The sequence below is a fragment of the Nocardioides sp. Root1257 genome, assembly GCF_001425175.1.
Taxonomy (GTDB): domain Bacteria; phylum Actinomycetota; class Actinomycetes; order Propionibacteriales; family Nocardioidaceae; genus Nocardioides.
Map to the genome: position 1 here is coordinate 1,009,647 of NZ_LMDV01000008.1, position 23,582 is coordinate 1,033,228.

Here is a 23,582-nt window from a genome sequence, read left to right on the forward strand (position 1 = left end):
ATTCCCATCGGCGTGCCGTGCGGGTTTCACCGGCTGGCCGCCGAAACCCGCACCCTCAGAAGGGCGCCACGAGGAACGCGGTCCCCGCGCCGGCGACCCGGGTCAGCACCAGGGTCGCCTCCTGCTCGCCGTGCAGGTCGAGCCGCTTGCGCAGCTGCTCGGGCACGACGTCGACGCCCCGCTTCTTGATCGTCAGCCGCCCGATCCCGCGCTCGCGCAGGGCGGCGCGCAGCTGCTTCTCGCGGTAGGGGACCTCCTCGAGGACCCGGTAGCCGCGGGCGAACGGCGTACGGAACGACTCGTCGGACGTCACGTAGGCGATGTGCTCGTCGAGCAGGCCGCCGCCGACGCCGGCGGCCACCGCGGTGACGAGGCCCGCGCGGATGACGGCGCCATCGGGCTCGTAGAGATAGGCGCCCACGGGGCGCGCCTCCCCGCCGGGGTCGGCCTCGTCGGTCAACGTCGCGAGCCCCGACTCTCCGATCACCGTCGCGCGCCGCGCGGTGGTCGCCAGCCGGCCGGACCACAGCGCGGCCTCCTTGACCTCGCCGCGGTCGCTCACCCACTCCGCCTCGACGCCGGTGGGGACCAGGTCGTGGGGGATGCCGGGCGCGACCTTCACGCACGAGTCGCGGGCGAGCAGCCCCTCGACGAACGACCACGGAGGAGTCCAGTCGTCCACGTCGAAGGACCGGCCCCGGGCACCCCGGCGGGCGGGGTCGGCGAAGGCGACGTCGAACGGCGTCGGGTCGACGGTCGTCGCGTCGGTCACCGACACGGCGCCGGGCAGCCCGAGGGCGTCGAGGTTGGCCTGCGCCACCGCGACCCGGACCGGGTCCAGGTCGACGCCGGCGCAGATCAGGCCGGCGCGGGCCGCGGCGACGAGGTCGCCGCCGATCCCGCAGCCGAGGTCGATCATCGTGTCCGCCGACGACGCGACCAGGCGCGCGGCCCGGTGCTCCGCGACCCGGAGGCGGGTGGCCTGCTCGAGGCCCTCGGACGTGAAGTACATCCGGTCGGCGAGCTCGCCGAACTTGGCGCGCCCCTTCACCCGGAGCACGGCCTGGGTGACGGCGGTCGCGACCTGCGCGGGCTCCGCCGTACGCCGCAGCCGCGTCTGCGTGGCCAGCGAGTCGTCGCCCGCGTCGACCGCGGCGGCGAGCAGCCGTTGTCCGTCGTCGGTCAGCAGCCACCGGAAGGCGTCGAGGTCCACGGGCCGATCCTGTCAGCCCGGGGGTGCTCTGGCACTCCGTTGGGCAGAGTGCTAGTTTCTGAGTTGGCACTCTCCCCGCGAGTGTGCCAGCGCCTGCGTCCCGGTCCGACCCCCGCGACGGCGTACCTGAAGCGCAGGCGCCAGACGTGCATCACCCACCAGCCACGAAGTACCAGAAAGTGGAGGTTGATCAGAAGTGTCGGTCAACATCAAGCCCCTCGAGGACCGGATCGTTGTCAAGGCCCTCGAGGCCGAGCAGACCACGGCTTCCGGCCTGGTCATCCCGGACACCGCCAAGGAGAAGCCCCAGGAGGGCGAGGTCCTGAGCGTCGGTCCCGGTCGCATCGACGACAACGGCAACCGCGTTCCGCTCGACGTGAGCGTCGGCGACAAGGTCATCTACAGCAAGTACGGCGGCACCGAGGTCAAGTACGCCGGCGAGGAGTACCTCATCCTTTCCGCCCGCGACGTCCTCGCGATCGTTTCCTGACGAACCTGGCATCCCGGCTGGCGGCATTGCCGCCACTCGACGACCGCTTCGCTCCAAGGTCGCCTTCGTGGCGGCGCCTTGCCAGCCGGGCGCCAGGCCCGTCAGGCCTTTTGCTTTCTAGAGGAGAAAAATGCCCAAGATCCTGGAGTTCGACGAGAACGCCCGCCGCAGCCTCGAGCGCGGCGTGGACAAGCTCGCCAACGCCGTCAAGGTGACGCTCGGCCCCAAGGGCCGCTACGTCGTCCTCGACAAGAAGTGGGGCGCGCCGACCATCACCAACGACGGTGTCACCGTCGCCCGTGAGATCGAGCTCGACGACCCCTTCGAGAACCTCGGCGCGCAGCTGACCAAGGAGGTGGCCACCAAGACCAACGACGTCGCGGGTGACGGCACCACCACGGCCACCGTGCTCGCCCAGGCGATGGTCCACGAGGGCCTGCGCGCCGTGGCCGCGGGTGCCAACCCGATGGGCCTCAAGCGCGGCATGGACGCGGCGGCCGAGGCCGTCGGCGACGCCCTCAAGGAGGCCGCCCGCGAGGTCGAGTCGGTGGAGGACATGGCGTCCGTCGCCACGATCTCCAGCCGCGACAGCGTGATCGGCGACCTGCTCTCGCAGGCCTTCGACAAGGTGGGCAAGGACGGTGTCATCACCGTCGAGGAGTCCAACTCGATGGGCACCGAGCTCGAGTTCACCGAGGGCATGCAGTTCGACAAGGGCTACATCAGCCAGTACTTCGTGTCCGACCCGGAGCGCATGGAGGCCGTCCTCGACGACCCGTACATCCTGCTGCACCAGGGCAAGATCTCGTCGGTCCAGGAGCTGCTGCCGCTGCTCGAGAAGGTCATCGCCGCCGGCAAGCCGCTCTTCATCCTCGCCGAGGACGTCGACGGCGAGGCGCTGTCGACCCTGGTCGTCAACAAGATCCGCGGCACGTTCAACGCCGTCGCGGTGAAGGCCCCGGCCTTCGGTGACCGTCGCAAGGCGATGATGCAGGACATCGCGACCCTGACCGGTGGTCAGATCGTCGCCCCCGAGGTCGGTCTCAAGCTCGACCAGGTGGGTCTCGAGGTGCTCGGCCAGGCCCGGCGCGTCGTGGTCACCAAGGACGACACCACCATCGTCGACGGTGCCGGTGACGGCGCCGAGGTCGAGGGTCGCGTCAACCAGATCAAGGCCGAGATCGAGTCGACCGACTCCGACTGGGACCGCGAGAAGCTCCAGGAGCGCCTCGCGAAGCTCGCCGGTGGCGTCTGCGTGATCAAGGTCGGCGCCGCCACCGAGGTGGAGCTCAAGGAGAAGAAGCACCGCATCGAGGACGCCGTCTCCGCGACGCGCGCCGCGATCGAGGAGGGCATCGTCCCCGGCGGTGGCTCCGCGCTCATCCACGCGGTGTCGGTCCTCTCCGACGACCTCGGCCTCACCGGCGACGAGGCGGCGGGCGTGCGCATCGTCCGCAAGGCCGCCGACGAGCCGCTCCGCTGGATCGCCGAGAACGGCGGGGTCAACGGCTACGTCGTCACGACCAAGGTCCGCGAGCTCGGCCTCGGCAACGGCTACAACGCCGCCACCGAGGAGTACGGCGACCTGGTCGCCCAGGGCGTGCTCGACCCGGTCAAGGTGACCCGCTCCGCGCTGGTCAACGCCACCTCGATCGCGGGCATGCTGCTCACGACCGAGACCCTGGTCGTCGACAAGCCCGAAGAGGAAGAGCCCGAGGCCGCCGGCCACGGGCACGGCCACGGCCACTGATCGACCCGACGAGTCGGCGCCGACCCACCCAGGTGGGGCGGCGCCGACTCGGCATTTCAGGGCAGCAGGCGGGCGATGAGCTCGCGCCCCGAGGCGCCCCAGGCGACGTAGTCCCCGGAGGTCAGCAGGGTGCTGGTCCCGGCCGTCGCCGTGCCACCGAGCCGGAGCAGCTCGCCGGAGCCGGTCTCGTAGGCGTAGGTGCCCGCGTCGTCACCGGCCGGGACCCGCACCACGATCGCGTCGTCGGTGACGTCGGCGAGCTCGACGTCGCTGCCCTCGACCGCCACGACGGGATCGCCGTCCGGGGTCTCGACCAGCAGCGCACCGTCGGGCTGTCGCGTCGCGACCACACCGGCTGCGCCGCTCGCGTCGTCGACGATGCGCCGCTCGTCGCGGACGTCGCCCGGGTTGGTGAGCGAGGCCGACCACAGGTCGAAGCGCTGCCAGCGTCCGGCATGCGGGAGCGTGATCCACGCACGGCCGGCCTCGACCCAGACCTCGCCGTACCCCACGGTCGCGACGCTCGCGGGCAGGGACGTCCACCGCACCTGCGACCAGGAGCGGGCGGCGCGGTCGAAGACGTCGACCGCGGGGGCGTCGACCCCGGCGGCCTGGAAGACGAGCCGGTCGGTGTCGGCGGCGAGGAGCCGCCCGAGGCGATGCATCCCGGGGAGCCAGCTGGTCCGGTCGGTCGACGGGTCGACCAGGCCGACGCGGCTCGAGGAGCTGCCGGGCCGGGGCGCGTCGAGGACGACCAGCAGGCCGTCGGCGCTGACTCCGGCCACGGAGCGCCCGCGGGTGCTTCCGTCGCGAGCCGGGTACGACGTGACCAGCTCGTAGTCGCGCCCCTCCACGGCCGGCCGGGCCTCACCGACCGAGACGACCGGCACCGTGCCTCCCGGTGCGGACGGTCCCGGCCCGCTGCCGGGACCCGTGCCGCCCACGGCGGCGACGACGGTGACGGCGGCGACGGCGAGCACTGCGGCGGTCGCGCCACCGCGCCGACGGCGTACGCGACGACGGCCGGCGGCCATCACCGCGGTGAGGTCGACGTGGTCGGACGGCGCGTCCGCGACGTTGTCGTGCAGCAGCTGCTTCAGGTCGGTCACCACGGCAGGTTCCCCTCTCCGATCACGGCGAGCTCGTCTCGCGACGCGCTCTCGAACATGGATCGCAGGGACGTGAGGGCTCGCGAGGTCTGGCTCTTCACCGTGCCCTCGCTGCACCGCAGCACCACCGCCGTCTCCCGCACGTCGAGGTCCTCGAAGTACCGGAGCACCACGCACGCGCGCTGCCGCTCGGGCAGTCGGGCGAGTGCGGCCATCAGCGCCGCACGGTCCGAGACCCGGGCGGCGACGTCCTCGTCGGAGCGCCGCTGGTCGTCGAGGTCGGCCGGCCGCTCGGTGCTCGACCGCTTCCGACTGGCGTCCAGGAACGCGCTGACCACGGCCCTGCGGGCATAGGCGAGCTCGCCGCCGCGCCGGGTGAGTCGCGGCCAGGCGACGTACACCCGGATCAGGCCCTCCTGGACGTGGTCAGCGGCGCGCTCCCAGTCGCCGCACAGCAGGTACGCCGTGCTGCGCAGCCGGCGGTGCGAGGCGGCGGCGAACTCCGAGAACTCTGCATCTCGATCCAGGGCATCTCGATCCATGCCCCCAGAACGAGGTGAGCCGCCGATCGGTTGCACGCGATCAGCAGTCCGGTGTCACGTGCGGGCGTTCGACACCGCGCAGGAGGTAGATCGGCTTGCCGGTGCAGGTGGTGCCGGCGTCGACGTAGTGCTCGTCGATCGCCGCCTGCAGCTCGGGCACGCCGGCGTCGGCCCAGGCGTCGAGGTCGACCCACTGGACCAGCCAGGTCGGCGCGTCCGGACCCGAGAGCAGCGCCGTGAGGTCGGCGTAGTCGGGGTCGCGGGTGCGCATCGGCAGGCTCCACAGGTAGGGGTACGGCGAGTCCAGTCCGCTCGTCAGCTGGAGGTCGGCGCGACCGCCGAAGACGACCAGCGTGTCGCCGGGCGCCGCCGCGTCGGCGATCGCCTCGCCGGTGCGCACCTCGTCGAACTCCTGGTGGCCGGTCGCGTTCCAGACGAGCCAGAACGCCATCGCCAGGACGGCGGACCCGATCACCGCGACGACCAGCCCGCGCATCGTGCGCCCCGAGCGGTCCTCACGCCCCGCGAGCAGTGCCGTGCACAGGGCCGCCGCCGGGATGAGGGGGAGCAGGTAGTCCTGCCAGTAGCTGCCGCCCGCGACGAGCGAGGCCACGTCCACGACGACGACGGCCAGGGTCGCGGCGAGCACGGGCGGGTTGTCGCGCCAGAGCTCCCGGACCCGCGCGAACGGGCCGGCCAGCACGACCAGCAGCCCGGACGCCAACGCGATCGCGAGCAGGATCCAGGCCCGCCGCTCGGGGGCGTCGGTCGTCCCGTCGGCGATCACCCGGGCGGCGTCGGCGCGGAAGCCGTAGACCGTCTCCCACAGGACCGACAGCCGGACGCCGGCCGCCGACGTCCAGGCGATGGTGCCCAGGACGGGCACCGCCGCGCCCGCCAGGCCGCCCGCCGCGAGCGCAGCGGCCGACCTGCCGGGGAGCCGTCCGGTCCGCCACTCGACGAGGAGGAGCACGCCGGCGAAGACCAGGCCGGTGGCGAGGTTCTGCTTCAGGCCCACCGCGAGCGCCGCCGCGACCCCGGCCGCGAACGCGAGCGGCCAGGCCCGTCGTCGTACGGCGAGCAGCGTCAGCAGGATGCTGCCCAGCACGCAGGGCAGTGCGAGCAGCTCGCCCTTCACGGCGACCACGTCGATCATCGGGTTGGACAGCAGTGCGGCGGCCAGGGCCGCGGTCCACACCGTCGCCCGCGGTCCGCTCACGGTGCCGGCGACGGCCGCGGCCAGCAGCACGGTCAGCCCGGCGACGAGTGCGCCCAGGATGCGCAGCGTCGTGACGCCGCCGAGGGCGTCGACCGCTCCGAACACGGCGATCAGCGGCGGCGGCCGATCCACCCAGTAGGCCCCGAAGAGGCTGCCCGGCTGCGGGTCCCACGCTCGCGCGACCAGGAGGAAGCCGGCCTCGTCGGCGCGGACCGGGCGGGTGAGGGCGGGCAGGCGCGCCAGCACGGTGAGCGCGACGGCGACCGCGACGGGGTAGCGCCCGAGGAGACGGAGCACGCGGTCAGTCGCGCCCGCGCAGCAGCGAGACCCGCATCTCGCGGAGCTCTCCGGTCACCACGCCATGCACGATCGTCGGGTCGGCCTCCATGACCGCGCGGGCCGCGGCCTCGTCGGGGGCCTCGAAGACGGCGATGCCGGTGTTGACCGTGCCGAGCGTCGGGCCGGCCAGCACGAGCACGCCGTCGGCGAGCAGCTGCTGCAGGTAGGCGAAGTGCTCGCCGAACACGGTCGACTCCTCGTCGGTCATGGTCGCCGCGAAGTCCGGCCGCGGCGGGTGGAGGAGGTAGATCCAGCTGGGCACCGGCCTAGCCTCTCAGGTCCAACCTCCCCGACGTAGCACCCAGGAAACACGCAGGTTGCGATCCGGCAACGTCGCACCCGCAGGCTGTGGCCATGTTGTGGAGGGTTCGTACGACGCTGCCCGATCGGCCCGGGTCGCTGGCCATGCTCGCGGCGACCTGCGGGGAGGCCGGGGTGAACATCCTGGGACTCCAGATCTTCCCGGGGGTGGAGTCGGTGACCGACGAGCTCGTTCTCAGCACCCCGGACGACTGGACCGCGGCGGACCTCGCCGACCTGGTCGGCCGCTCCGGAGGGCTCTCCGTCAGCGCCGGTCCGTGCACCGAGGCCGCCCTGACCGACCAGCCGACGCGCTACGTGCAGGCGGCCCGGACGATCCTGGCCCAGCCGGCCTCGTTCCCCGAGGTGGTGGCCCGCCTCTTCGACGCCGAGTCCGACCCCGGTGCGGGCGCCGACGGCACCCTCGACGTCATGGACATGACCGTCGGCGACGTGCAGGTGCAGGTCCGCCGCTCGGCGCCGTTCACCGCGACCGAGCACGCGCGCGGCTCGGCGATGGCCGACCTGGTCTCCGACGTCCTCGAGCGCACCCGCGAGAGCGCGATGTCGCCGAGCATGGGACGCCGCGTGGGCGGCGGGGCGACGCCCGACTACGTCGCGGAGGGGGACTCGGTCTCGGCCATGATCGAGGGTCAGGCCGTCGGGCTCGCCGTGGTCCGGCCGGCGGCCGAGGAGCCCGACGTACGACCGGTCACGCTGCGCGTCGACCCGGCCTGGCAGCGGCGCGGCATCGGCACCCGGCTGCTCGTCGACGCCGCCCGGCTCGCCAACGCGCTCGGGGCCACCGAGATCGTGCTGACCACGCGCTCCGACAACCAGGCGGTGCTTCCGATGGTGATGGCCGCCGGCCTGAGGGGACGCATCCGGATGGCGTCGGACACACTCACCGTGCGGGTGCCGGTGCGCGACCTCAAGCCGCTTCGTGTCCAGGGGTGAGCCGCCGGTAGGCTGAGGGTGTGGAGCTGCCGGAGAAGTTCGCCCCGCTGGGCCTGACCTACGACGACGTCCTGCTGCTGCCGGGTCACTCCGACCTGGCGCCCGCGGACATCGACATGACCTCGCGGCTGACTCGCGAGATCTCCCTGCGGGTGCCGCTGGTCAGCGCCGCGATGGACACCGTCACCGAGTCGCGGATGGCGATCGCGATGGCCCGTCAGGGCGGTCTGGGCGTGCTGCACCGCAACCTCTCGATCGAGGACCAGGCCTACCAGGTCGACCTCGTGAAGCGGACCCAGACCGGGATCATCTCCAACCCGGTCACGATCAGCCCCGACGCGACCCTGGAGCAGCTCGACAAGCTCGCCGGCGAGTACCGCATCTCCGGCTTCCCGGTCGTCGACACCGACAACCTGCTGATCGGCATGATCACCAACCGCGACCTGCGCTTCACCCCGGTCGCGGAGTGGGCGACGACCAAGGTCGACGAGGTGATGACGCCGATGCCGCTCATCACCGGTCCCTCCGACATCAGCCGCGACGACGCGACGGTGCTGCTGCGCCAGCACAAGCGCGAGCGCCTCCCGCTCATCGACGAGGCGGGCCACCTCACCGGCCTCATCACCGTCAAGGACTTCGTCAAGGGCGAGCAGTTCCCCAACGCGTCGTACGACGGGGTCGGCCGGCTGATGGTCGGTGCGGCCATCGGCTACTTCGGCGACGCCTGGCAGCGTGCCACAACCCTGATCGAGGCCGGCGTCGACGTGCTCGTCGCCGACACGGCCCACGGCAACGTGCGGATGCTGCTCGACATGGTCCAGCGGCTCAAGACCGACCCCGCCACCCGGCACGTGCAGGTCGTCGGCGGCAACGTCGCGACCAAGGAGGGCGCCCAGGCGTTCGTCGACGCCGGCGCGGACGCGGTGAAGGTCGGCGTCGGACCCGGCTCCATCTGCACGACGCGCGTCGTCACCGGCGTCGGCGTGCCCCAGGTCACGGCGGTCTACGAGGCATCGCTGGCCTGCAAGCCCGCCGGCGTCCCGGTGATCGCCGACGGTGGCCTCAAGTACTCCGGCGAGATCGCCAAGGCGCTGGTCGCCGGCGCCGACACCGTGATGATCGGCTCGCTGCTGGCCGGCTGCGAGGAGTCGCCCGGCGACCTGGTCTTCGTCAACGGCAAGCAGTTCAAGTCCTACCGCGGCATGGGCTCGCTGGGCGCGATGTCGAGCCGCGGCAAGAAGTCCTACTCGAAGGACCGCTACTTCCAGGCCGAGGTCGAGAGCGACGACAAGATCGTGCCCGAGGGCATCGAGGGCCAGGTCGCCTACCGCGGCCCGCTCGCCGCGGTCGCGCACCAGCTGATCGGCGGCCTCAGCCAGTCGATGTTCTACGCCGGTGCCGCCACCGTGCCGGAGCTGCAGGAGAAGGGCCGGTTCGTCCGGATCACCCAGGCCTCCCTCCAGGAGAGCCACCCGCACGGCGTCCAGATGACCGTCGAGGCCCCCAACTACTCCGGCCGGTAGACCAGCAGCGCGCCCTCGCCGCCCGGGCCCTCTGAGCGGACCTGGACGTCGTACGTGTCGCCGGCCAGCAGGACCCCCGCGCTCAGGGTCCCCGGACCCGTGCCCGGGCCGCTGCTCATGTACGCCGACCGTCCGCGGAGCAGGGCCCCGCGCCACGACGCGTAGACCATGTCGCCACGCGAGACCAGCACCAGGAGCCTGTCGCCGTCCGAGGTGTCCACCGTCGCGTGGTCGCTGTCGGTGACCCTCGCCAGGGTCCAGGTGCGACCGGCCTCCTCCACGACGGGGTCGACCGGCGTGCCCAGCGCGGTCCGCACGCTGCGCAGCCGCTCGTAGACCGCCAGCCCCACCACGGTCCGGGTGTCGGTGACCACGGGCCCGTCCATGCCGCGCGTGACGTAGGCGCGGACGACGTGGTCACCGGTGGTGTGCTCGTCGGAGGCCGAGCTGCTCGCCGCCGCGTCGACGTCGGCGACCGTGTGGCACTCGCCGGACTGCCAGAGCGAGCCGTCGAGCGTGATCTGCATCCAGAGACCCTTCTCGTCGGCGCGGCAGTAGTCGGAGATGCGTACGTCGGCCAGGTCGCCCGCGTGGGTCACCGTCACCTCGGGGCGCGTGCCCGAGAAGGCAGCGGTCAGCAGGCGCTGCCCGGCGACCTCGTCACGGAAGACGGCACGGTCTCCGTCGGTGGTCCCGGGCGCGAGCCCGGGCGTCGAGTGGTAGATCGCGACGGCCGCCCGGGCGTCGGACGACGCACCGTCGAGCCGGATGCGCAACCGGGTCGCGGCCGTCGGGACGGGCGCCTCGACGGCCTCGTCGCCGCGTGCCCGGGCGATCGGCTCGCCGTCGGCGAGGAGCGTCACCGAGCCGGATCCCAGGTCGCGTCCCACGAGGGAGACGGCGCGGTCGTCGTCCTGCTCCATGACCAGCGCCGGATCCGCCGCCGAGAGCTCGACGGTGCGCGAGAGCGTGTAGGGGAAGCCGAGGATCGCGAGGTCCTCGGGGACGTCGATGCCGATGACGGTCGGGCCGGCCGGCTCGACCGACTGCGGCGAGCGGAGCGTGCCGGCGGCGGCGACCACGGCCACGACGGCAACGGCGGCGACCGCGGCCACGGCGCCGGCCCGGCGACGGCGTACGGCGCGGATCCGCGCCCGCACGGCGACCGGGCGGACGTAGCGCTCGCTGTCGTCGAGGTCGTCGGCGTGCCGGTCCAGGGTCGAGCGGAGGTCGTGGAGCGTGTTCATGCGAGGTCCTCCGTCGTGGTGCTGGTGTCGGTCGCCAGCGCGGGGTCGATCCGCAGCTTCGCGAGCGCCTTGCTGGTCTGGCTCTTGACGGTGCCGACCGAGACGCCCAGCAGGTGGGCGGTCTCGGCCTCGGTCAGGTCCTCCACGTAGCGCAGCACGACCACCGCGCGCTGACGGCGGGGGAGCCGGCCCATCGCCGTCCAGAGGTCCTGGCGCTGGTCGGCGACGTCGTGCGCGCCCGGCCCGGGGTCCGGCTCCGGTGGCTCGGCGTACGCGTGCTCGCCGTTCCACTTGCGCCGCCACCACGTGGCGAAGGTGTTGACCAGGATCTTGCGGACGTAGGGCTCCGGGTCGCTCTCGATTCGGGACCAGGCGAACCAGGCCTTCGTCAGGGCGGTCTGGAGGAGGTCCTCGGCGAGCGCGTGATCCCGCGTGAGCAGGTACGCCGTACGCAGCAGGCGGCTGGAGCGCGCGGCGACGAACTCGTCGAAGTCCGTCTTCGCCGCCACCGCACCTCCCGAGATCGTGGTCGACCGGGATCCGGTCAGGGCTTCCATACCCAGTCCGACCACCTGGGCACCACGGATGGTTGCCCGCCCACCCGGATAGGCTGCACCGGTGACGGACATCGAGATCGGCCGCGCCAAGCGGGCCCGCCGCGCCTACTCCTTCGACGACATCGCGATCGTGCCCTCCCGGCGCACCCGCGACCCGGAGGAGGTCAGCACCGCCTGGCAGATCGACGCCTACCGGTTCGAGATCCCGGTGCTCGCCGCCCCGATGGACTCCGTGATGTCCCCGACGACCGCGATCGCGCTCGGTCGCTTCGGCGGGCTCGGGGTGCTCAACCTCGAGGGCCTGTGGACCCGGTACGACGACCCGGACCCGCTCCTCGAGGAGGTCGCCGGCCTCCAGGGCGTCGACGCCACCCGCCGGCTCCAGGAGATCTATGCCGAGCCGATCAAGGCCGAGCTGGTCACCGAGCGGCTCCGCGAGATCCGCGACTCGGGCGTCACGGTCGCCGGCTCCCTGTCGCCGCAGCGCACCAAGGAGTTCGCCAAGGCCGTGGTCGACGCCGGCGTCGACATGTTCGTCATCCGGGGCACCACGGTGTCGGCCGAGCACGTCTCCTCGCAGGCCGAGCCGCTGAACCTCAAGGAGTTCATCTACGAGCTCGACGTCCCCGTCATCGTCGGTGGCTGCGCCACCCACCAGGCGGCCCTGCACCTGATGCGCACCGGCGCCGCCGGCGTGCTCGTCGGCTTCGGCGGGGGAGCGGCGCACACCACCCGCACCGTGCTCGGCGTCGCGGTGCCGATGGCCTCGGCGGTCGCCGACGTCGCCGCGGCACGTCGCGACTACCTCGACGAGTCCGGCGGCCGCTACGTCCACGTCATCGCGGACGGCTCGATCGGCAAGTCCGGCGACGTCGCCAAGGCGATCGCCTGCGGTGCCGACGCCGTGATGGTCGGCTCGCCGTTCGCCCGCGCCAGCGATGCCCCCGGGCGCGGCTTCCACTGGGGCACCGAGGCACACCACCACGACCTGCCGCGCGGCCAGCGGGTGCAGTTCGAGACCGTGGGCACCCTCGAGGAGATCCTCTTCGGCCCGTCCCGGGTCGCCGACGGCACGATGAACCTGGTCGGTGCCCTGCGCCGCTCGATGGCGACCACGGGCTACACCGAGGTCAAGGAGTTCCAGCGCGTCGAGGTCGTCGTCGAGTGACGGACCCGTCCGGCGCGGTCGTCACGATCCACACCGACGGGGCCTGCATCCCCAACCCTGGTCCTGGCGGGTGGGGCGCGCTGCTGCGGTACGGCGAGCGCGAGCTCGAGCTCTGCGGCGGCGAGGCCGGCGAGACGACGAACAACCGGATGGAGCTCACCGCGCCGATCAAGGCGCTCGAGGCCCTCAAGCGTCGGTCGGTCGTGCACATCTACACCGACAGCACCTACGTCCGCAGCGGCATCACGAAGTGGTGCGCGGGCTGGGCGAAGAACGGCTGGCAGACCTCGGCGAAGCAGCCGGTCAAGAACGTCGACCTCTGGCAGGAGCTCGTCCGGGCGTGCGAGCAGCACGACGTGGAGTGGCACTGGGTCAAGGGTCACGCGGGCGACGAGGGCAACGAGCGCGCCGACCGGCTGGCCGCACGCGGACTGACCGAGGCGGTCGAGGCGGCCCGGGCGTGAGCACCCCACGACACTGGTCGCCTCCCCCGCTCCGCTCCTCCGACTCACGCTTTCGCGGGGACCCCGCATGACGACCCTGCTGGTCGCCGCCGGCCAGGCCGCGTCCGTCTCCGGCGACCTCGCCGCCAACGTCGCGACCGCCGCTCGGCTGACCGGCTTGGCCGCGACCCAGGGGGTGCGGCTGCTGGTGCTGCCCGAGGCGTTCCTGACCGGGTACGACGCGGCCGCGTTCGACAGGCCCCTGCTCGACGCCTCCGACCTCGGCTCGTGGCTCGACCCGGTCCGTGAGGCGGCGTCGGCGGGGACCACGGTCGTCGTCGGCACGGCGCTGCGGCGCGGGGGCGAGCGGCGGCTGTCCCAGGTCGTCGTGCGCCCGGACGGCACCGCCACCGCGCCGTACGACAAGCAGCACCTGGACGGCCTGGAGAAGCAGGTCTTCACCACCGGCGACCACGGTGCCTCGATCACTGTCGACGACGTCGAGCTCGGGCTGTCGATCTGCTACGACGGCTGCTTCCCCGAGCACGCGCAGGCCGCCGCCCGCGACGGCGCGATGGGCTACCTCAGCTCGTCGGCGTACTTCCCGGGCGGCGCGCACCGCCGCGACCTCTACTACGCCGCCCGCGCGGTCGAGAACGGGATGTACGTCGTGTTCTCCGGCCTCACGGGTCGGTGCGGTGCCTACGAGTTCATCGGCGGCTCCGCGGTCTACGACCCGGAGGGCCGGCCGCTCGCCCGGCTCGCCGACGAGGAGGGCCTGGCGATCGCGGAGCTCGACACCGAGGTCGTCGCCCAGACCCGCGCGGCCCACACGATGACCGCCGACCACCGCGACGACCTGGGGCCGCGCGTCCGTGGCTAGCTAGCCAGCTCGGGGAACCGCACCAGCCCCACGTCGTTGCGGGGGCCGAGCGGCTTCTGCGGGCCCTCCATGAGCTCGGGGTCGCCCTCGACGGAGCGGTTGCGGGCCAGCACCAGCTGGTCGCCGTCGAGGACCATCAGCGGTCGGCCGACGAGCCCCGCGTCCTGCGCGTCGTCGAGGGCCCACCGGCCGGCGACCTCGCCGGTCTCGACATCGATCGCCAGCAGGTCGCCGGACTGCCCGGACGACATGGACGTGTAGAGCAGGGTCCCGTCGGGACTGAGGCCGCCGATCCCGAACGACACCCAGTCGACGTCGCCGTGGCGCAGTCCCATGATGTCGACCCGCCGAGTCCAGACGTACTCGCCGGTCAGCGGTCGGTAGCGGCTGATGCCGTGGAAGTCCTCGAAGATGATCTCGTCGCCGACCACGACCATGCCGTGCGGGTTGCCGGACCCGAGGTCGTTCACCCCGATCCGCATCTGGTGGTAGTTCTTGCTGTTGGTGCTCGGCTTGGCCAGCTGGTGGGCGCGGATCTTGCCGGTGTCGGGGTCGAGCACCCACAGGTGGAGCATCTCCTGGGACTGGCTGTCCCACGCGTTGCGGGTGACGTAGCGCCCGTCGACGAGGCTGAGGTCGACGTAGTCGGCCCCCTGCCCACGGGCGAAGTCCGTGACGGGGTGCGTCCACAGGACCTTGCCCGTGGTCGGGTCGACGCCGGCGATGACGTCGGTGCCGATCACGTTGTTGGTGTTGATGGCCAGGCTCACGACGTCGCTGCCGTCGATCGGGGTGATGCCGACGATCTCCGGGTGCTTGCCCGGCAGCCGCTGCAGCCAGACGACCGTGTGCACGCTGCCGTCGTCGTTGACGACGCCCAGGCCGTCCTCGGTGGCGAGGTACTGGACGTCGCCGTCGCTGCGCATCGCCGTCGCGGCGCCGTAGCTGCCGAGCAGGATGTCGTCGACCACCTCGCCGGTCCGGGTGTCGATGGTGACCAGGCGGTCGCCCCAGGCGTCGAGGTCCTTGGCCGCGGTCTCCGGGTAGACGAAGCTCCACCGGTGGTCGCCGTGCGCGGACGTGCCCGTGTAGTCCGGCAGCTCGCCGTGCATGTCGACCGGGGACTTCCACAGCGTCGAGCCGTCGGTCATCGAGATCCCGAGCATGGTGTCCTGCGCCTGGTAGACCGCGACGTCGCCGTCGACGAAGAGCGCCTGCGACCGGACGTCGTAGTCGTCGGACTCGTCGGTCCTGGCGCTGCGGATCAGCCAGACGGGCTCCAGCAGCGGCTCCGTGATCGGGCCGTTGGTGTCGACCGGGTCCGGGAGGTCCGGGTTGGGTGGGAAGGTCGGGCTCGCCGATGCCTCGGCCTGGGGCCGCTTGTCGCCCTCCGGCTCCGAGCCGTCCCCGCTGCAGGCAGCGGTCAGGACGACGGTGAGCGCAGCGATCGTGGCGACCGCCGCCCGGCGGCGGGTCAGATCGTGGTCACCCATTGCTGCACCTTCCCGAAGAGCTCGTCGGCGTCCTGGAAGCCGAGCTGCATGGCGGCGTCCTGGGCCGTCTTGCTGTACGCCGTCCTCGCGAACCGGAGCACGGCCGCGCGGCCGCCCCGCGACTCGACGTACCCGTAGACGGCACAGGCGCAGCCGTAGTTGGTGCTGGTGGTCGCCGGATCCTGGAAGACGTCCGAGTCGACCCCGTTGGCCCCTCGCATGCGGGCCCGGAAGCCGCCGAAGCCCGAGCGGACCAGTGGCCAGTAGAAGCTGTCGGAGCGCAGCCCGGCCAGCCCACCGAGCTCCGCCCACATGGCCAGGCCCTCGGTCGGCCAGGGGTCGGCGTCGCCCCACTGGAACGCCAGCCCGTGGATGGTCTCGTGCAGCGCGACGCCGCGGAGCCGGTCGGCCGACTCGAGCGCCGCCGGGTGCAGGATGAGGCGCGCCCCGGCGTACGCCGCCTTGGACCCCGCGCCCTCGCCGGACTTGGCGGCCTGGGTCGGGTCGATGTAGCCGACGCGCATCGCGAGCCCGTCGCGCTCGCGGATGTTGCGACTGTTGTCGACCTGGCCGTAGAGGCGGCTGTCGGGGTCGGTGAACGCGAAGTAGGCCTTGGTCACGCCCGCCGGCGGAGCGATGACCTCCATCGCCTGCGCGACTCCCTCGTCGATGGTCGGCAGGGCCGCCCGGACCCGGGCGATGTCCTGACCGAGGGCGACCACGAGGACGTGGTCTCCCTCGACGACCTCCCAGTCACCCGGGAGGTCCCACGGGGCCGGACTGGTGGCGTCGGAGGGTGCGTTGTCGATCTCGGAGATCTGGACCGCGGCGTCGGGGTCGTCCTTGACCAGGGTGGCGCTGTAGATCTGCAGCGCCGGTCGGCTGTCGACCCCGGTGATCTGATGGGTCAGCGCCATGTAGGCGTCGACCTCGAGCCGACCGCCACTCGCGTTGATCTGGCGACCCAGGCTCTCGTCGAAGGCGAACCCGATGTCGTCCATCGGGTAGTGCGCCAGGTTGTCCAGCCGCTGCTGCCAGACCGGCCGTCGGATCGACGGCGCGATCGCCTTCAGCGAGTCGACGTCGGCACCACGGACGGCCGCGTTGAGCCGGCCGACGAGGTCGTCGATGTCGGCCTGGGTGATGACGGTGCCGGCGTCCTGCTCGTGGACGATCGGACCGCTCGCCGAGGCGCTGGGCGACGCACTGCCCTTCGTCGACGGCGTGTCACCACCGCCGCCGGAGCAGCCGGTCGTCACGAGCAGCCCACCCGCGCCGAGCAGGAGCGTGCGTCTGTCGAAGCGTGCAGAGTCCGTCGAGCGAGCCATCCCGAGTCCCCCGTGACTGTCTTGGCTACGTGGCCCGGATATACCCCGCCCGCCGTACGCCTGAAACCACGACTGCCGGTGGCGTCAGCGGGGTAGCCGCTCCTCGACGAGACCGCGGTTGCCTCCGACCCCGTCGACCGCGCTCCGCACCGAGGCGAGGTGCGCGCCGGTCGCGTCGACGATGCGGATCGGGTGGCCGGGCGCGTAGTGGTTCCACTGCGTCGGCACGTACGCCGCGCGGGTGACGACCCAGCGGCCGTCGGGCCGCTCGGTGAAGCCGAGGTCGACGGTGATGCCCTCGTAGGCGTCCGGTCGCTCGACCTCGTTCTGGGCGACCATGTTGCCCAGGCCGTAGACGACCCACTTGCCGTGGACCCGGGTGATCGGCTGGACGACGTGCGCGTGCTCGCCGAGCACGACGTCGACGTCCGGCGAGGCGGTCAGGGCCTCGGCGAGCGCGACCTGGTCGGCGTTCGGGAGGTGGTCGTACTCCGTGCCCCAGTGCACGTGCGCGACCACGATGTCGGCACCGGCTGCCCGGGCCCGGGCAGCCTGCTCGAGGAGGTCGTCCCGGGTCTCGGTGAGCTGCGAGACGGCCCACCACTGGTCCTCGGGGGTCACGAACCCGTTGAGGCTGTACGTCGCCGCCACCACGCCGATGCGGACGCCGTCGTCCGTGGTGAGGATGACCGGCCGACGCCGCTCGGCGGGGCTCCGGAAGGTGCCGACGTGCGGGATCCCGTTGGCCTCGAGGAGGTCAGCGGTCTCCACGACGCCGTCGTACCCCTGGTCCCAGCTGTGGTTCGACGCGGTGGTGCACGCGTCCCAGCCCATGCTGGCGATCCAGGGGGCGAACTCGCGCGGAGCGGCGAAGACGGGATAGCTCCGCGGGTGCTGACCGGGGGCCGCGAACGGCACCTCCTCGTGGCAGATCGCGACGTCGGCCCGCTCGATGAGCGGCGCGAGACGCGCGAAGGTCGGGTCGAGGTCGTACCTCGTGCCGCGGCCCGTGCGCGCGTGGTCCTCGGCCGCGCTGAACCAGACGGTGTTGTGCCACAGCAGGTCGCCGCCCATGACCAGGGACACCGTCCGTGGTCCGGGCTCGGCCGCGACCGGGCTCGTCGAGACCGAGGTGGTGCGCGCCGGGCCGCCGATGACCTCGGCCACCTCGTCGAGCGTGCCCGGCGAAGCGGAGCAGGCTGCAAGCAGCGCGATCCCGAGCGCGACGCCGCCGACCGCCAGGCGGCGTCGGATGATCACCCGACCAGTGTGTCGTGGCCGGGCCGGCGTGCGGGACACATTGCCGACATCCGCATTTGCAAGACTGCTCACATGACTCGCTCGAGCGCGCTCGGACCCGACGCCCGCGACCAGGCCCTGGCAGCGATGTCCGGCGTCGCGGGGCAGGGCGAGCTCGACGTCCTGGTCGTCGGCGGCGGGATCGTCGGCGTCGGCACGGCCCTGGACGCGGTCACCCGCGGCCTGAGCACCGGCCTGGTGGAGCAGCGCGACATCGCCAGCGGCACCAGCAGCCGCAGCAGCAAGCTGATCCACGGCGGCCTGCGCTACCTCGAGATGCTCGACTTCGGCCTGGTCCGCGAGGCGCTCCAGGAGCGCGGCCTGCTGCTCACCCGGCTGGCACCGCACCTGGTCCGACCGGTGCCCTTCCTCTACCCGCTGACCCACCGCGGGTGGGAGCGGCCGTACGTCGGCGCGGGGCTCGCGCTCTACGACGGCATGGCGATGCTCGGCAAGGCGGAGATGGGCGTGCCCCGGCACCGGCACCTCTTCCGGCGCCAGGTCGCCCGGATCGCGCCCGACTTCAAGACCGAGACGATCAGCGGCGCGATCCGCTACTACGACTGCCAGGTCGACGACGCCCGGCTGGCCCTGACCATCGCCCGGACGGCCGCCGCCCACGGCGCGCACGTCGCGACCCGCGTCCAGGTCGTCGGCTTCCTGCGCGAGGGGGAGCGGGTCGTCGGCGTACGCGCCCGGGACCTGGAGGCAGGCCCCGACAGCCCCGAGATCGAGATCCGCGCCCGCGTCGTCGTGAACGCTGCCGGCGTCTGGACCGACGAGATCCAGGAGATGGTCGGCGGCCGCGGCTCCCTGCACGTGCAGGCCTCGAAGGGCATCCACCTCGTCGTGCCGCGCGACCGGATCCGCTCGGAGGCCGGCTTCATCGTGCGCACCGAGAAGTCGGTGCTGTTCGTCATCCCCTGGGGACGCCACTGGATCATCGGCACCACCGACACCCCGTGGAGCCTCGACAAGGCGCACCCGGCCGCGTCGAAGGCCGACATCGACTACATCCTCAACCACGTCAACGCCATCCTCCGGGAGCCGCTGGACCACGAGGACGTCGAGGGCGTGTACGCCGGACTGCGTCCGCTGCTCTCCGGGGAGTCGGAGCCGACGTCGCGGATCTCGCGCGAGCACACGGTCGTCACGCCGGTACCCGGGCTCGTCATGATCGCCGGCGGCAAGCTCACGACGTACCGCGTGATGGGTCGCGACGCCGTCGACGCCGCCGCGCACTCGCTGCGCACCACGGTCAACCTCACCATCCGCGACTCGATCACCGACCGGGTGCCGTTGCTCGGAGCCGCTGACTGGGAGACGCGCTCGAACCAGAGAGTGTTGCTTGCGCGGCGCTCCGGATTGCACGTCGCCCGGATCGACCACCTCCTGGGGCGGTACGGCGGCCTCGTCGACGAGGTCCTCGAGCTCGTCTCGTCGCGTCGATCGCTGGGCGCGCCGCTCGAGGGTGCCGAGGACTACCTCGCCGCCGAGGTGGTCTACGCCGTCACCCACGAGGGTGCCCGCCACCTCGACGACCTCCTCACCCGTCGTACCCGCATCTCCATCGAGACGTTCGACCGCGGCGTAGGCGCCGCCCCGGGCGTCGCCGCCCTGATGGCCGGCGAGCTCGGTTGGGACGCCGCCCGCACCGCCGACGAGGTCGACCACTACCGCCGCCGGGTCGAGGCCGAGCGCCAGTCCCAGCTCAAGCTCACCGACCAGGAGGCCGACGAGGCCCGGGTGAAGGTCGCCGACATCGTCTGACGGTCGAATCGAGAGTTGTGACGGTCGAGTCGGGACTTTCGCGCGTTGAATCGGGAGTTCTGGACGCTCGGCGCGCCAGTTCTCCCGACTCGACCGTCAGAAGTCTCGACTCAACCTGCGGGCGCATCCGTTGACAACTAGAACACGTTCCACCGATGCTGGCTCCGTGTGAGATCGAGGTCACACCTGACCCTGGGGAGGGACTCGTGACGCAGGCGCCACCGCCGGCCGACATGAAGATGCAGCGCTCGAGCCGGGATGCGACGACGCTCCCGGGTCATCTCGCCGACTGGCTGGCCACGGTGCTGCCGGACGGCGCGGACCCGGTCGTCACGCTGCACAGCGGCATCGACGCGAACGGCATGTCGTCGGAGACGATCATCCTCGACGTCGACTGGACCGAGGACGGCCAGGCCCGGCACGGCGAGTACGTCGCCCGTGTCGCCCCGGCCGCGCACGACCTGCCGGTCTTCGCGCACTACGAGCTCCAGGACCAGTACGACGCGATGCGCATCGTCGCCGAGCAGACGGCGGTCCCGGTGCCGGCTGTGCGCTGGATGGAGCCGACCGGCGAGGTTCTCGGGACGCCGTTCTTCCTGATGGACCGCATCGAGGGCGTCGTGCCGCAGGACGTGCTGCCCTACAACTTCGGCGACAACTGGCTGCACGACGCGAGCCGCGAGGACCAGCGCCGCCTGCAGGACAGCTCGGCCCGCGTGCTCGCCCAGCTGCACGCGATCCCGGACGCCGCCACCACGTTCGACTTCCTCGACCCGGCCAAGCACGGCCACACCGGCGCGACGCTGCTCGAGCGCAACATCGCCCGGACCAAGGAGTGGTACGAGTTCGCGGTCGCCGACCTCGGTCGCTCGCCGCTCGTCGAGCGGGCGCTGGCCTGGCTCGACGCCCACATGCCGACCACCGACGAGGCCGTCCTGTGCTGGGGCGACTCCCGGATCGGCAACATGATGTACCAGGACTTCGAGCCGGTCGCGGTGCTCGACTGGGAGATGGCCGCCATCGGCCCGCGCGAGCTCGACGTGTCGTGGATGGCCTTCGCGCACAGCGTGTTCGAGTCGATCACCGGCATCATGGGCATGCCCGGCATGCCGCACTTCATGCACCAGGACGACCTCAAGGCCGAGTACGAGCGGATCACCGGGGTCACCCTCGGCGACCTGCAGTGGTACGACGTCTACAACGGCGTCCAGTGGTGCATCGTCTTCATGCGCACCGGTGCTCGGCAGATCCACTTCGGCGAGATCGAGCGCCCCGACGACATCGAGAGCCTCTTCCACTGCAAGCCGCTGGTCGAGCGCCTCCTGGACGAGGCGGGCGCGTAGTCATGAACGACATCACTCCGCTGGACGAGTTCCCCCTGCACCAGGCGCCGCTGCCGCTGGCGTACGCCAACAGCAGCGACCGCAACTTCTACGACCGCTGGTACTTCAACGCGCACGACCGCACGGGCGACATCTTCGTGATCTCCGGGATGGGCTACTACCCCAACCTCGGCACCAAGGACGCGTTCCTCCTGGTCGCCCGCAACGGCAAGCAGACCGCGGTCCACCTCTCCGACGTGATGGACCAGGACCGCCTGAACCCGCACGTCGGCAACTACCGCGTCGAGGTCGCCGACCCGCTCAAGAAGGTCCGGATCGTCCTCGACGAGACGGACGGGATCGCGGCCGACCTGACCTGGGACGGCACCTGCGACGTCATCCAGGAGATGCCGCACGTGCTGCGCTCGGGCAGCCGCGTCACCCTGGACGCCCAGCGCTTCGCGCAGCTGGGCACCTGGAGCGGCACGATCTCCGTCGACGGCGAGGAGATCGCCGTCGACCCGGCCACCTGGCTCGGCAGTCGGGACCGCTCCTGGGGGATCCGCCCCGTGGGGGAGGCGGAACCTCCGGGAGCCCCGGCCGACCCGCCCTTCGAGGGCATGTGGTGGCTCTACGTGCCCATGCAGTTCGAGGAGTACGCCGTCTGCCTGATCATCCAGGAGAGCCCGGACGGCCACCGCACCCTCAACGACTGCACCCGGGTCTGGAAGGACGGCCGCGTCGAGCAGCTCGGCTGGCCGCTCGTGAAGGTCCACTACGCGTCCGGTGGCCGTACGCCGACCGGCGCGACGATCCGCTGCACCACGCCCGACGGCACCCCGCTCGTCCTCGAGGTCGAGTCGCGCCTCGCCGTACCCCTCCACGTCGGAGGCGGGTACGGCGGCGACCCGGACTGGATCCACGGCACCTGGAAGGGCGAGAAGTTCACCGAGCGCGTCACCTACGACATGGCCGACGACGCCGTGAAGGGCCGCTTCATGTTCGGCTGCGTCGACCACGTCGGTCGCGCGACGGTGGACGGCCAGGAGGGCTTCGGCCTCTTCGAGCACTTCTGCATCGGCCGGCACGACCCGTCCGGCTTCGCCGACTTCTTCTCCGTCGCCCCCTAACCGCCTGCCATCCAGGAGACCAGCATGAGCCTCGACCAGAGCACGTTCTTCATCGACGGTGACTGGGCCGCCCCGGCCACCGGCGACACCCTGCAGGTCGTCTCGCCCCACTCCGAGCAGGTCGTCGCGACCGTGCCCGAGGGCAGCGCGGCCGACATCGACGCCGCGGTCGCCGCCGCGCGCCGCGCCTTCGACTCCGGCCCGTGGCCGCGGATGTCGCCGGAGGAGCGGATCGACGTCGTCCAGAACTTCTCGAACCTGTACGCCGGCAAGATGGGCGACATGGCCGAGATCATCTCGACCGAGATGGGCTCGCCGCTGTCGTTCTCGAACCTCGCCCAGGCCCCGGCCCCGTGGATGCAGATCGAGGCGTTCCTCGCCATCGCGCGCACCTTCCCCTGGGAGGAGGCGCGCGCCGGCTCCCTCGGCGAGGTCATCGTGCGGCACGAGCCGGTCGGCGTGGTCGCCGCCATCCCGCCGTGGAACGTCCCGCAGTTCACGATCATGTCCAAGCTGGTCCCGGCGCTGCTCGCGGGTTGCACGATCGTCATCAAGCCGGCGCCCGAGACGCCGCTCGACACCTACCTGATGGCCGAGCTGCTCCAGGAGGCCGGCGTGCCCGCCGGCGTCGTCAACATCGTGGCCGCGGGCCGCGAGGTCGGGGAGCACCTGGTCCGTCACCCCGACGTGGACAAGGTGGCCTTCACCGGGTCGACGGCGGCCGGTCGCGCGATCGGCTCGATCTGCGGCCAGCAGCTCAAGCGGGTCTCGCTGGAGCTCGGCGGCAAGTCGGCGGCGATCGTCCTCGACGACGCCGACCTCGCCGCGACGGTGGAGGGCCTGAAGTTCACCGCCCTGATGAACTCCGGCCAGGCCTGCGTGGCGCAGACCCGGATCCTCGCCTCGCGTGCCAACTACGCCAACGTCGTCGACGCTCTCGCGGCCGGCATCGGCGCGATGCAGGTCGGCGACCCGCTGGACCCCGCCACCGAGATCGGCCCGATGGTCGCGCAGCGCCAGCAGGAGCGCGTCGAGAAGTACATCGCGCTCGGCCAGGAGGAGGGCGCCCGCGTCGTCCTCGGCGGCAACGGCATGCCCGACGGGCTCTCGTCCGGGTGGTACGTGCGGCCGACGATCTTCGCCGACGTCGACAACGGGATGCGGATCGCCCAGGAGGAGATCTTCGGTCCCGTCCTGTCGGTGATCCCGTTCGACGACGTGAGCGACGCGGTCCGGATCGCCAACGACTCCGAGTACGGCCTCGCCGGCACCGTCTGGACCGGCGACGTGGAGGCCGGCCTCGACGTCGCCCGCCAGGTGCGCGCCGGCACGTACGGCGTCAACACCTACACGATGGACTTCTCCGCGCCGTTCGGCGGCTTCAAGAGCTCCGGCATCGGTCGCGAGTTCGGTCCCGAGGGGCTGTCGCACTACACGGAGCTGAAGTCGATCTACAAGCCCTGACGGGGCCGGTTGACATCGGGGCCCGGTGTGTAAAAC

At 72.0% G+C, this 23,582-nt stretch carries 21 protein-coding genes; 11 read left to right on the top strand and 10 right to left on the bottom strand.

The annotated features are described in order from the left end of the window. Positions 1-55: 55 nt before the first annotated feature. Complete coding sequence (locus ASC77_RS12885; RefSeq protein ID WP_056153153.1) at positions 56-1,213, bottom strand: THUMP-like domain-containing protein; 1,158 nt, start codon at positions 1,211-1,213, stop codon at positions 56-58. A gap of 196 nt (positions 1,214-1,409) precedes the next feature. Here ASC77_RS12885 and groES point away from each other — a divergent pair, with 196 nt between their 5' ends. Next, positions 1,410-1,703 carry a co-chaperone GroES gene (groES, locus tag ASC77_RS12890; RefSeq protein ID WP_056153156.1) on the top strand — a complete coding sequence of 98 codons (294 nt, stop codon included), beginning with the start codon at positions 1,410-1,412 and terminating at the stop codon, positions 1,701-1,703. 130 nt (positions 1,704-1,833) lie between these two features. Beyond that, on the top strand, positions 1,834-3,453 hold the full coding sequence (gene groL / locus ASC77_RS12895) for a chaperonin GroEL (RefSeq protein ID WP_056153159.1): 1,620 nt from the start codon (positions 1,834-1,836) through the stop codon (positions 3,451-3,453). Between the two features lie 56 nt (positions 3,454-3,509). On the opposite strand, the gene ASC77_RS12900 is transcribed toward groL, so the two are convergent. The 4 genes from ASC77_RS12900 to ASC77_RS12915 are packed head-to-tail and all read right to left on the bottom strand — an operon-like array spanning position 3,510 to position 6,924. Further along, the gene (locus ASC77_RS12900) at positions 3,510-4,562 is read right to left on the bottom strand and encodes a hypothetical protein (RefSeq protein ID WP_156391057.1); all 1,053 of its coding nucleotides are present in this window, start codon (positions 4,560-4,562) and stop codon (positions 3,510-3,512) included. After that, a complete protein-coding gene (locus ASC77_RS12905; protein ID WP_056153165.1) occupies positions 4,559-5,104 on the bottom strand; it encodes a SigE family RNA polymerase sigma factor in 546 nt (181 codons plus the stop codon). The genes ASC77_RS12900 and ASC77_RS12905 overlap by 4 nt, the downstream gene beginning before the upstream one ends. 40 nt (positions 5,105-5,144) lie before the next feature. Continuing rightward, a complete protein-coding gene (locus ASC77_RS12910) occupies positions 5,145-6,620 on the bottom strand; it encodes a hypothetical protein (RefSeq protein WP_056153167.1) in 1,476 nt (491 codons plus the stop codon). A gap of 4 nt (positions 6,621-6,624) precedes the next feature. After that, entirely contained in the window at positions 6,625-6,924 is a 300-nt protein-coding gene (locus tag ASC77_RS12915; protein WP_056153170.1) for a YciI family protein, read from the bottom strand. Positions 6,925-7,016: 92 nt separating this feature from the next. Between ASC77_RS12915 and ASC77_RS12920 the strand changes: the two genes are divergently transcribed. Both ASC77_RS12920 and guaB read left to right on the top strand, forming a co-directional pair. After that, the gene (locus tag ASC77_RS12920) at positions 7,017-7,919 is read left to right on the top strand and encodes a GNAT family N-acetyltransferase (protein WP_056153173.1); all 903 of its coding nucleotides are present in this window, start codon (positions 7,017-7,019) and stop codon (positions 7,917-7,919) included. A gap of 20 nt (positions 7,920-7,939) precedes the next feature. Next, the gene (guaB, locus tag ASC77_RS12925; RefSeq protein WP_056153176.1) at positions 7,940-9,442 is read left to right on the top strand and encodes an IMP dehydrogenase; all 1,503 of its coding nucleotides are present in this window, start codon (positions 7,940-7,942) and stop codon (positions 9,440-9,442) included. Here the strand turns inward: guaB and ASC77_RS12930 are convergent. After that, positions 9,427-10,689 (bottom strand): hypothetical protein, encoded by a 1,263-nt coding sequence (locus tag ASC77_RS12930; protein ID WP_056153179.1) that lies wholly within the window; start codon positions 10,687-10,689, stop codon positions 9,427-9,429. The genes guaB and ASC77_RS12930 overlap by 16 nt on opposite strands. Then, complete coding sequence (locus ASC77_RS12935) at positions 10,686-11,246, bottom strand: SigE family RNA polymerase sigma factor (protein ID WP_082574670.1); 561 nt, start codon at positions 11,244-11,246, stop codon at positions 10,686-10,688. The genes ASC77_RS12930 and ASC77_RS12935 overlap by 4 nt, the downstream gene beginning before the upstream one ends. A 61-nt stretch (positions 11,247-11,307) precedes the next feature. On the opposite strand from ASC77_RS12935, the gene ASC77_RS12940 reads away from it, so the two are divergent. From ASC77_RS12940 to ASC77_RS12950, 3 genes are all read left to right on the top strand, one after another. Then, the gene (locus tag ASC77_RS12940; protein ID WP_056153182.1) at positions 11,308-12,414 is read left to right on the top strand and encodes a GuaB3 family IMP dehydrogenase-related protein; all 1,107 of its coding nucleotides are present in this window, start codon (positions 11,308-11,310) and stop codon (positions 12,412-12,414) included. Continuing rightward, positions 12,411-12,878, top strand: a complete 468-nt coding sequence (gene rnhA, locus ASC77_RS12945; protein ID WP_056153186.1) for a ribonuclease HI — start codon at positions 12,411-12,413, stop codon at positions 12,876-12,878. Before ASC77_RS12940 ends, rnhA begins: the two co-directional genes overlap by 4 nt. Positions 12,879-12,945: 67 nt before the next feature. Further along, the gene (locus ASC77_RS12950; RefSeq protein WP_056153188.1) at positions 12,946-13,740 is read left to right on the top strand and encodes a carbon-nitrogen hydrolase family protein; all 795 of its coding nucleotides are present in this window, start codon (positions 12,946-12,948) and stop codon (positions 13,738-13,740) included. Here ASC77_RS12950 and ASC77_RS12955 read toward each other — a convergent pair. The 3 genes from ASC77_RS12955 to ASC77_RS12965 form a co-directional block, all read right to left on the bottom strand. Next, the gene (locus tag ASC77_RS12955) at positions 13,737-15,233 is read right to left on the bottom strand and encodes a PQQ-binding-like beta-propeller repeat protein (protein WP_056153192.1); all 1,497 of its coding nucleotides are present in this window, start codon (positions 15,231-15,233) and stop codon (positions 13,737-13,739) included. The genes ASC77_RS12950 and ASC77_RS12955 overlap by 4 nt on opposite strands. Then, entirely contained in the window at positions 15,215-16,561 is a 1,347-nt protein-coding gene (locus tag ASC77_RS12960) for a hypothetical protein (protein WP_056153194.1), read from the bottom strand. Before ASC77_RS12960 ends, ASC77_RS12955 begins: the two co-directional genes overlap by 19 nt. A gap of 84 nt (positions 16,562-16,645) precedes the next feature. Then, on the bottom strand, positions 16,646-17,821 hold the full coding sequence (locus tag ASC77_RS12965) for a CapA family protein (RefSeq protein WP_056153197.1): 1,176 nt from the start codon (positions 17,819-17,821) through the stop codon (positions 16,646-16,648). A gap of 72 nt (positions 17,822-17,893) precedes the next feature. Here ASC77_RS12965 and ASC77_RS12970 point away from each other — a divergent pair, with 72 nt between their 5' ends. From ASC77_RS12970 to ASC77_RS12985, 4 genes are all read left to right on the top strand, one after another. Beyond that, entirely contained in the window at positions 17,894-19,630 is a 1,737-nt protein-coding gene (locus ASC77_RS12970; protein ID WP_056153200.1) for a glycerol-3-phosphate dehydrogenase/oxidase, read from the top strand. A 206-nt stretch (positions 19,631-19,836) separates the two neighbouring features. Further along, positions 19,837-20,973, top strand: coding sequence for a phosphotransferase family protein (locus ASC77_RS12975; protein WP_156391058.1), 1,137 nt, complete (start codon positions 19,837-19,839; stop codon positions 20,971-20,973). A 2-nt stretch (positions 20,974-20,975) separates the two neighbouring features. Further along, on the top strand, positions 20,976-22,082 hold the full coding sequence (locus ASC77_RS12980; protein WP_056153201.1) for a hypothetical protein: 1,107 nt from the start codon (positions 20,976-20,978) through the stop codon (positions 22,080-22,082). A gap of 24 nt (positions 22,083-22,106) precedes the next feature. After that, positions 22,107-23,546: an aldehyde dehydrogenase gene (locus ASC77_RS12985; protein WP_056153204.1), complete on the top strand. Its 1,440-nt coding sequence runs from the start codon at positions 22,107-22,109 to the stop codon at positions 23,544-23,546. The last annotated feature ends 36 nt before the right edge of the window (positions 23,547-23,582 follow it).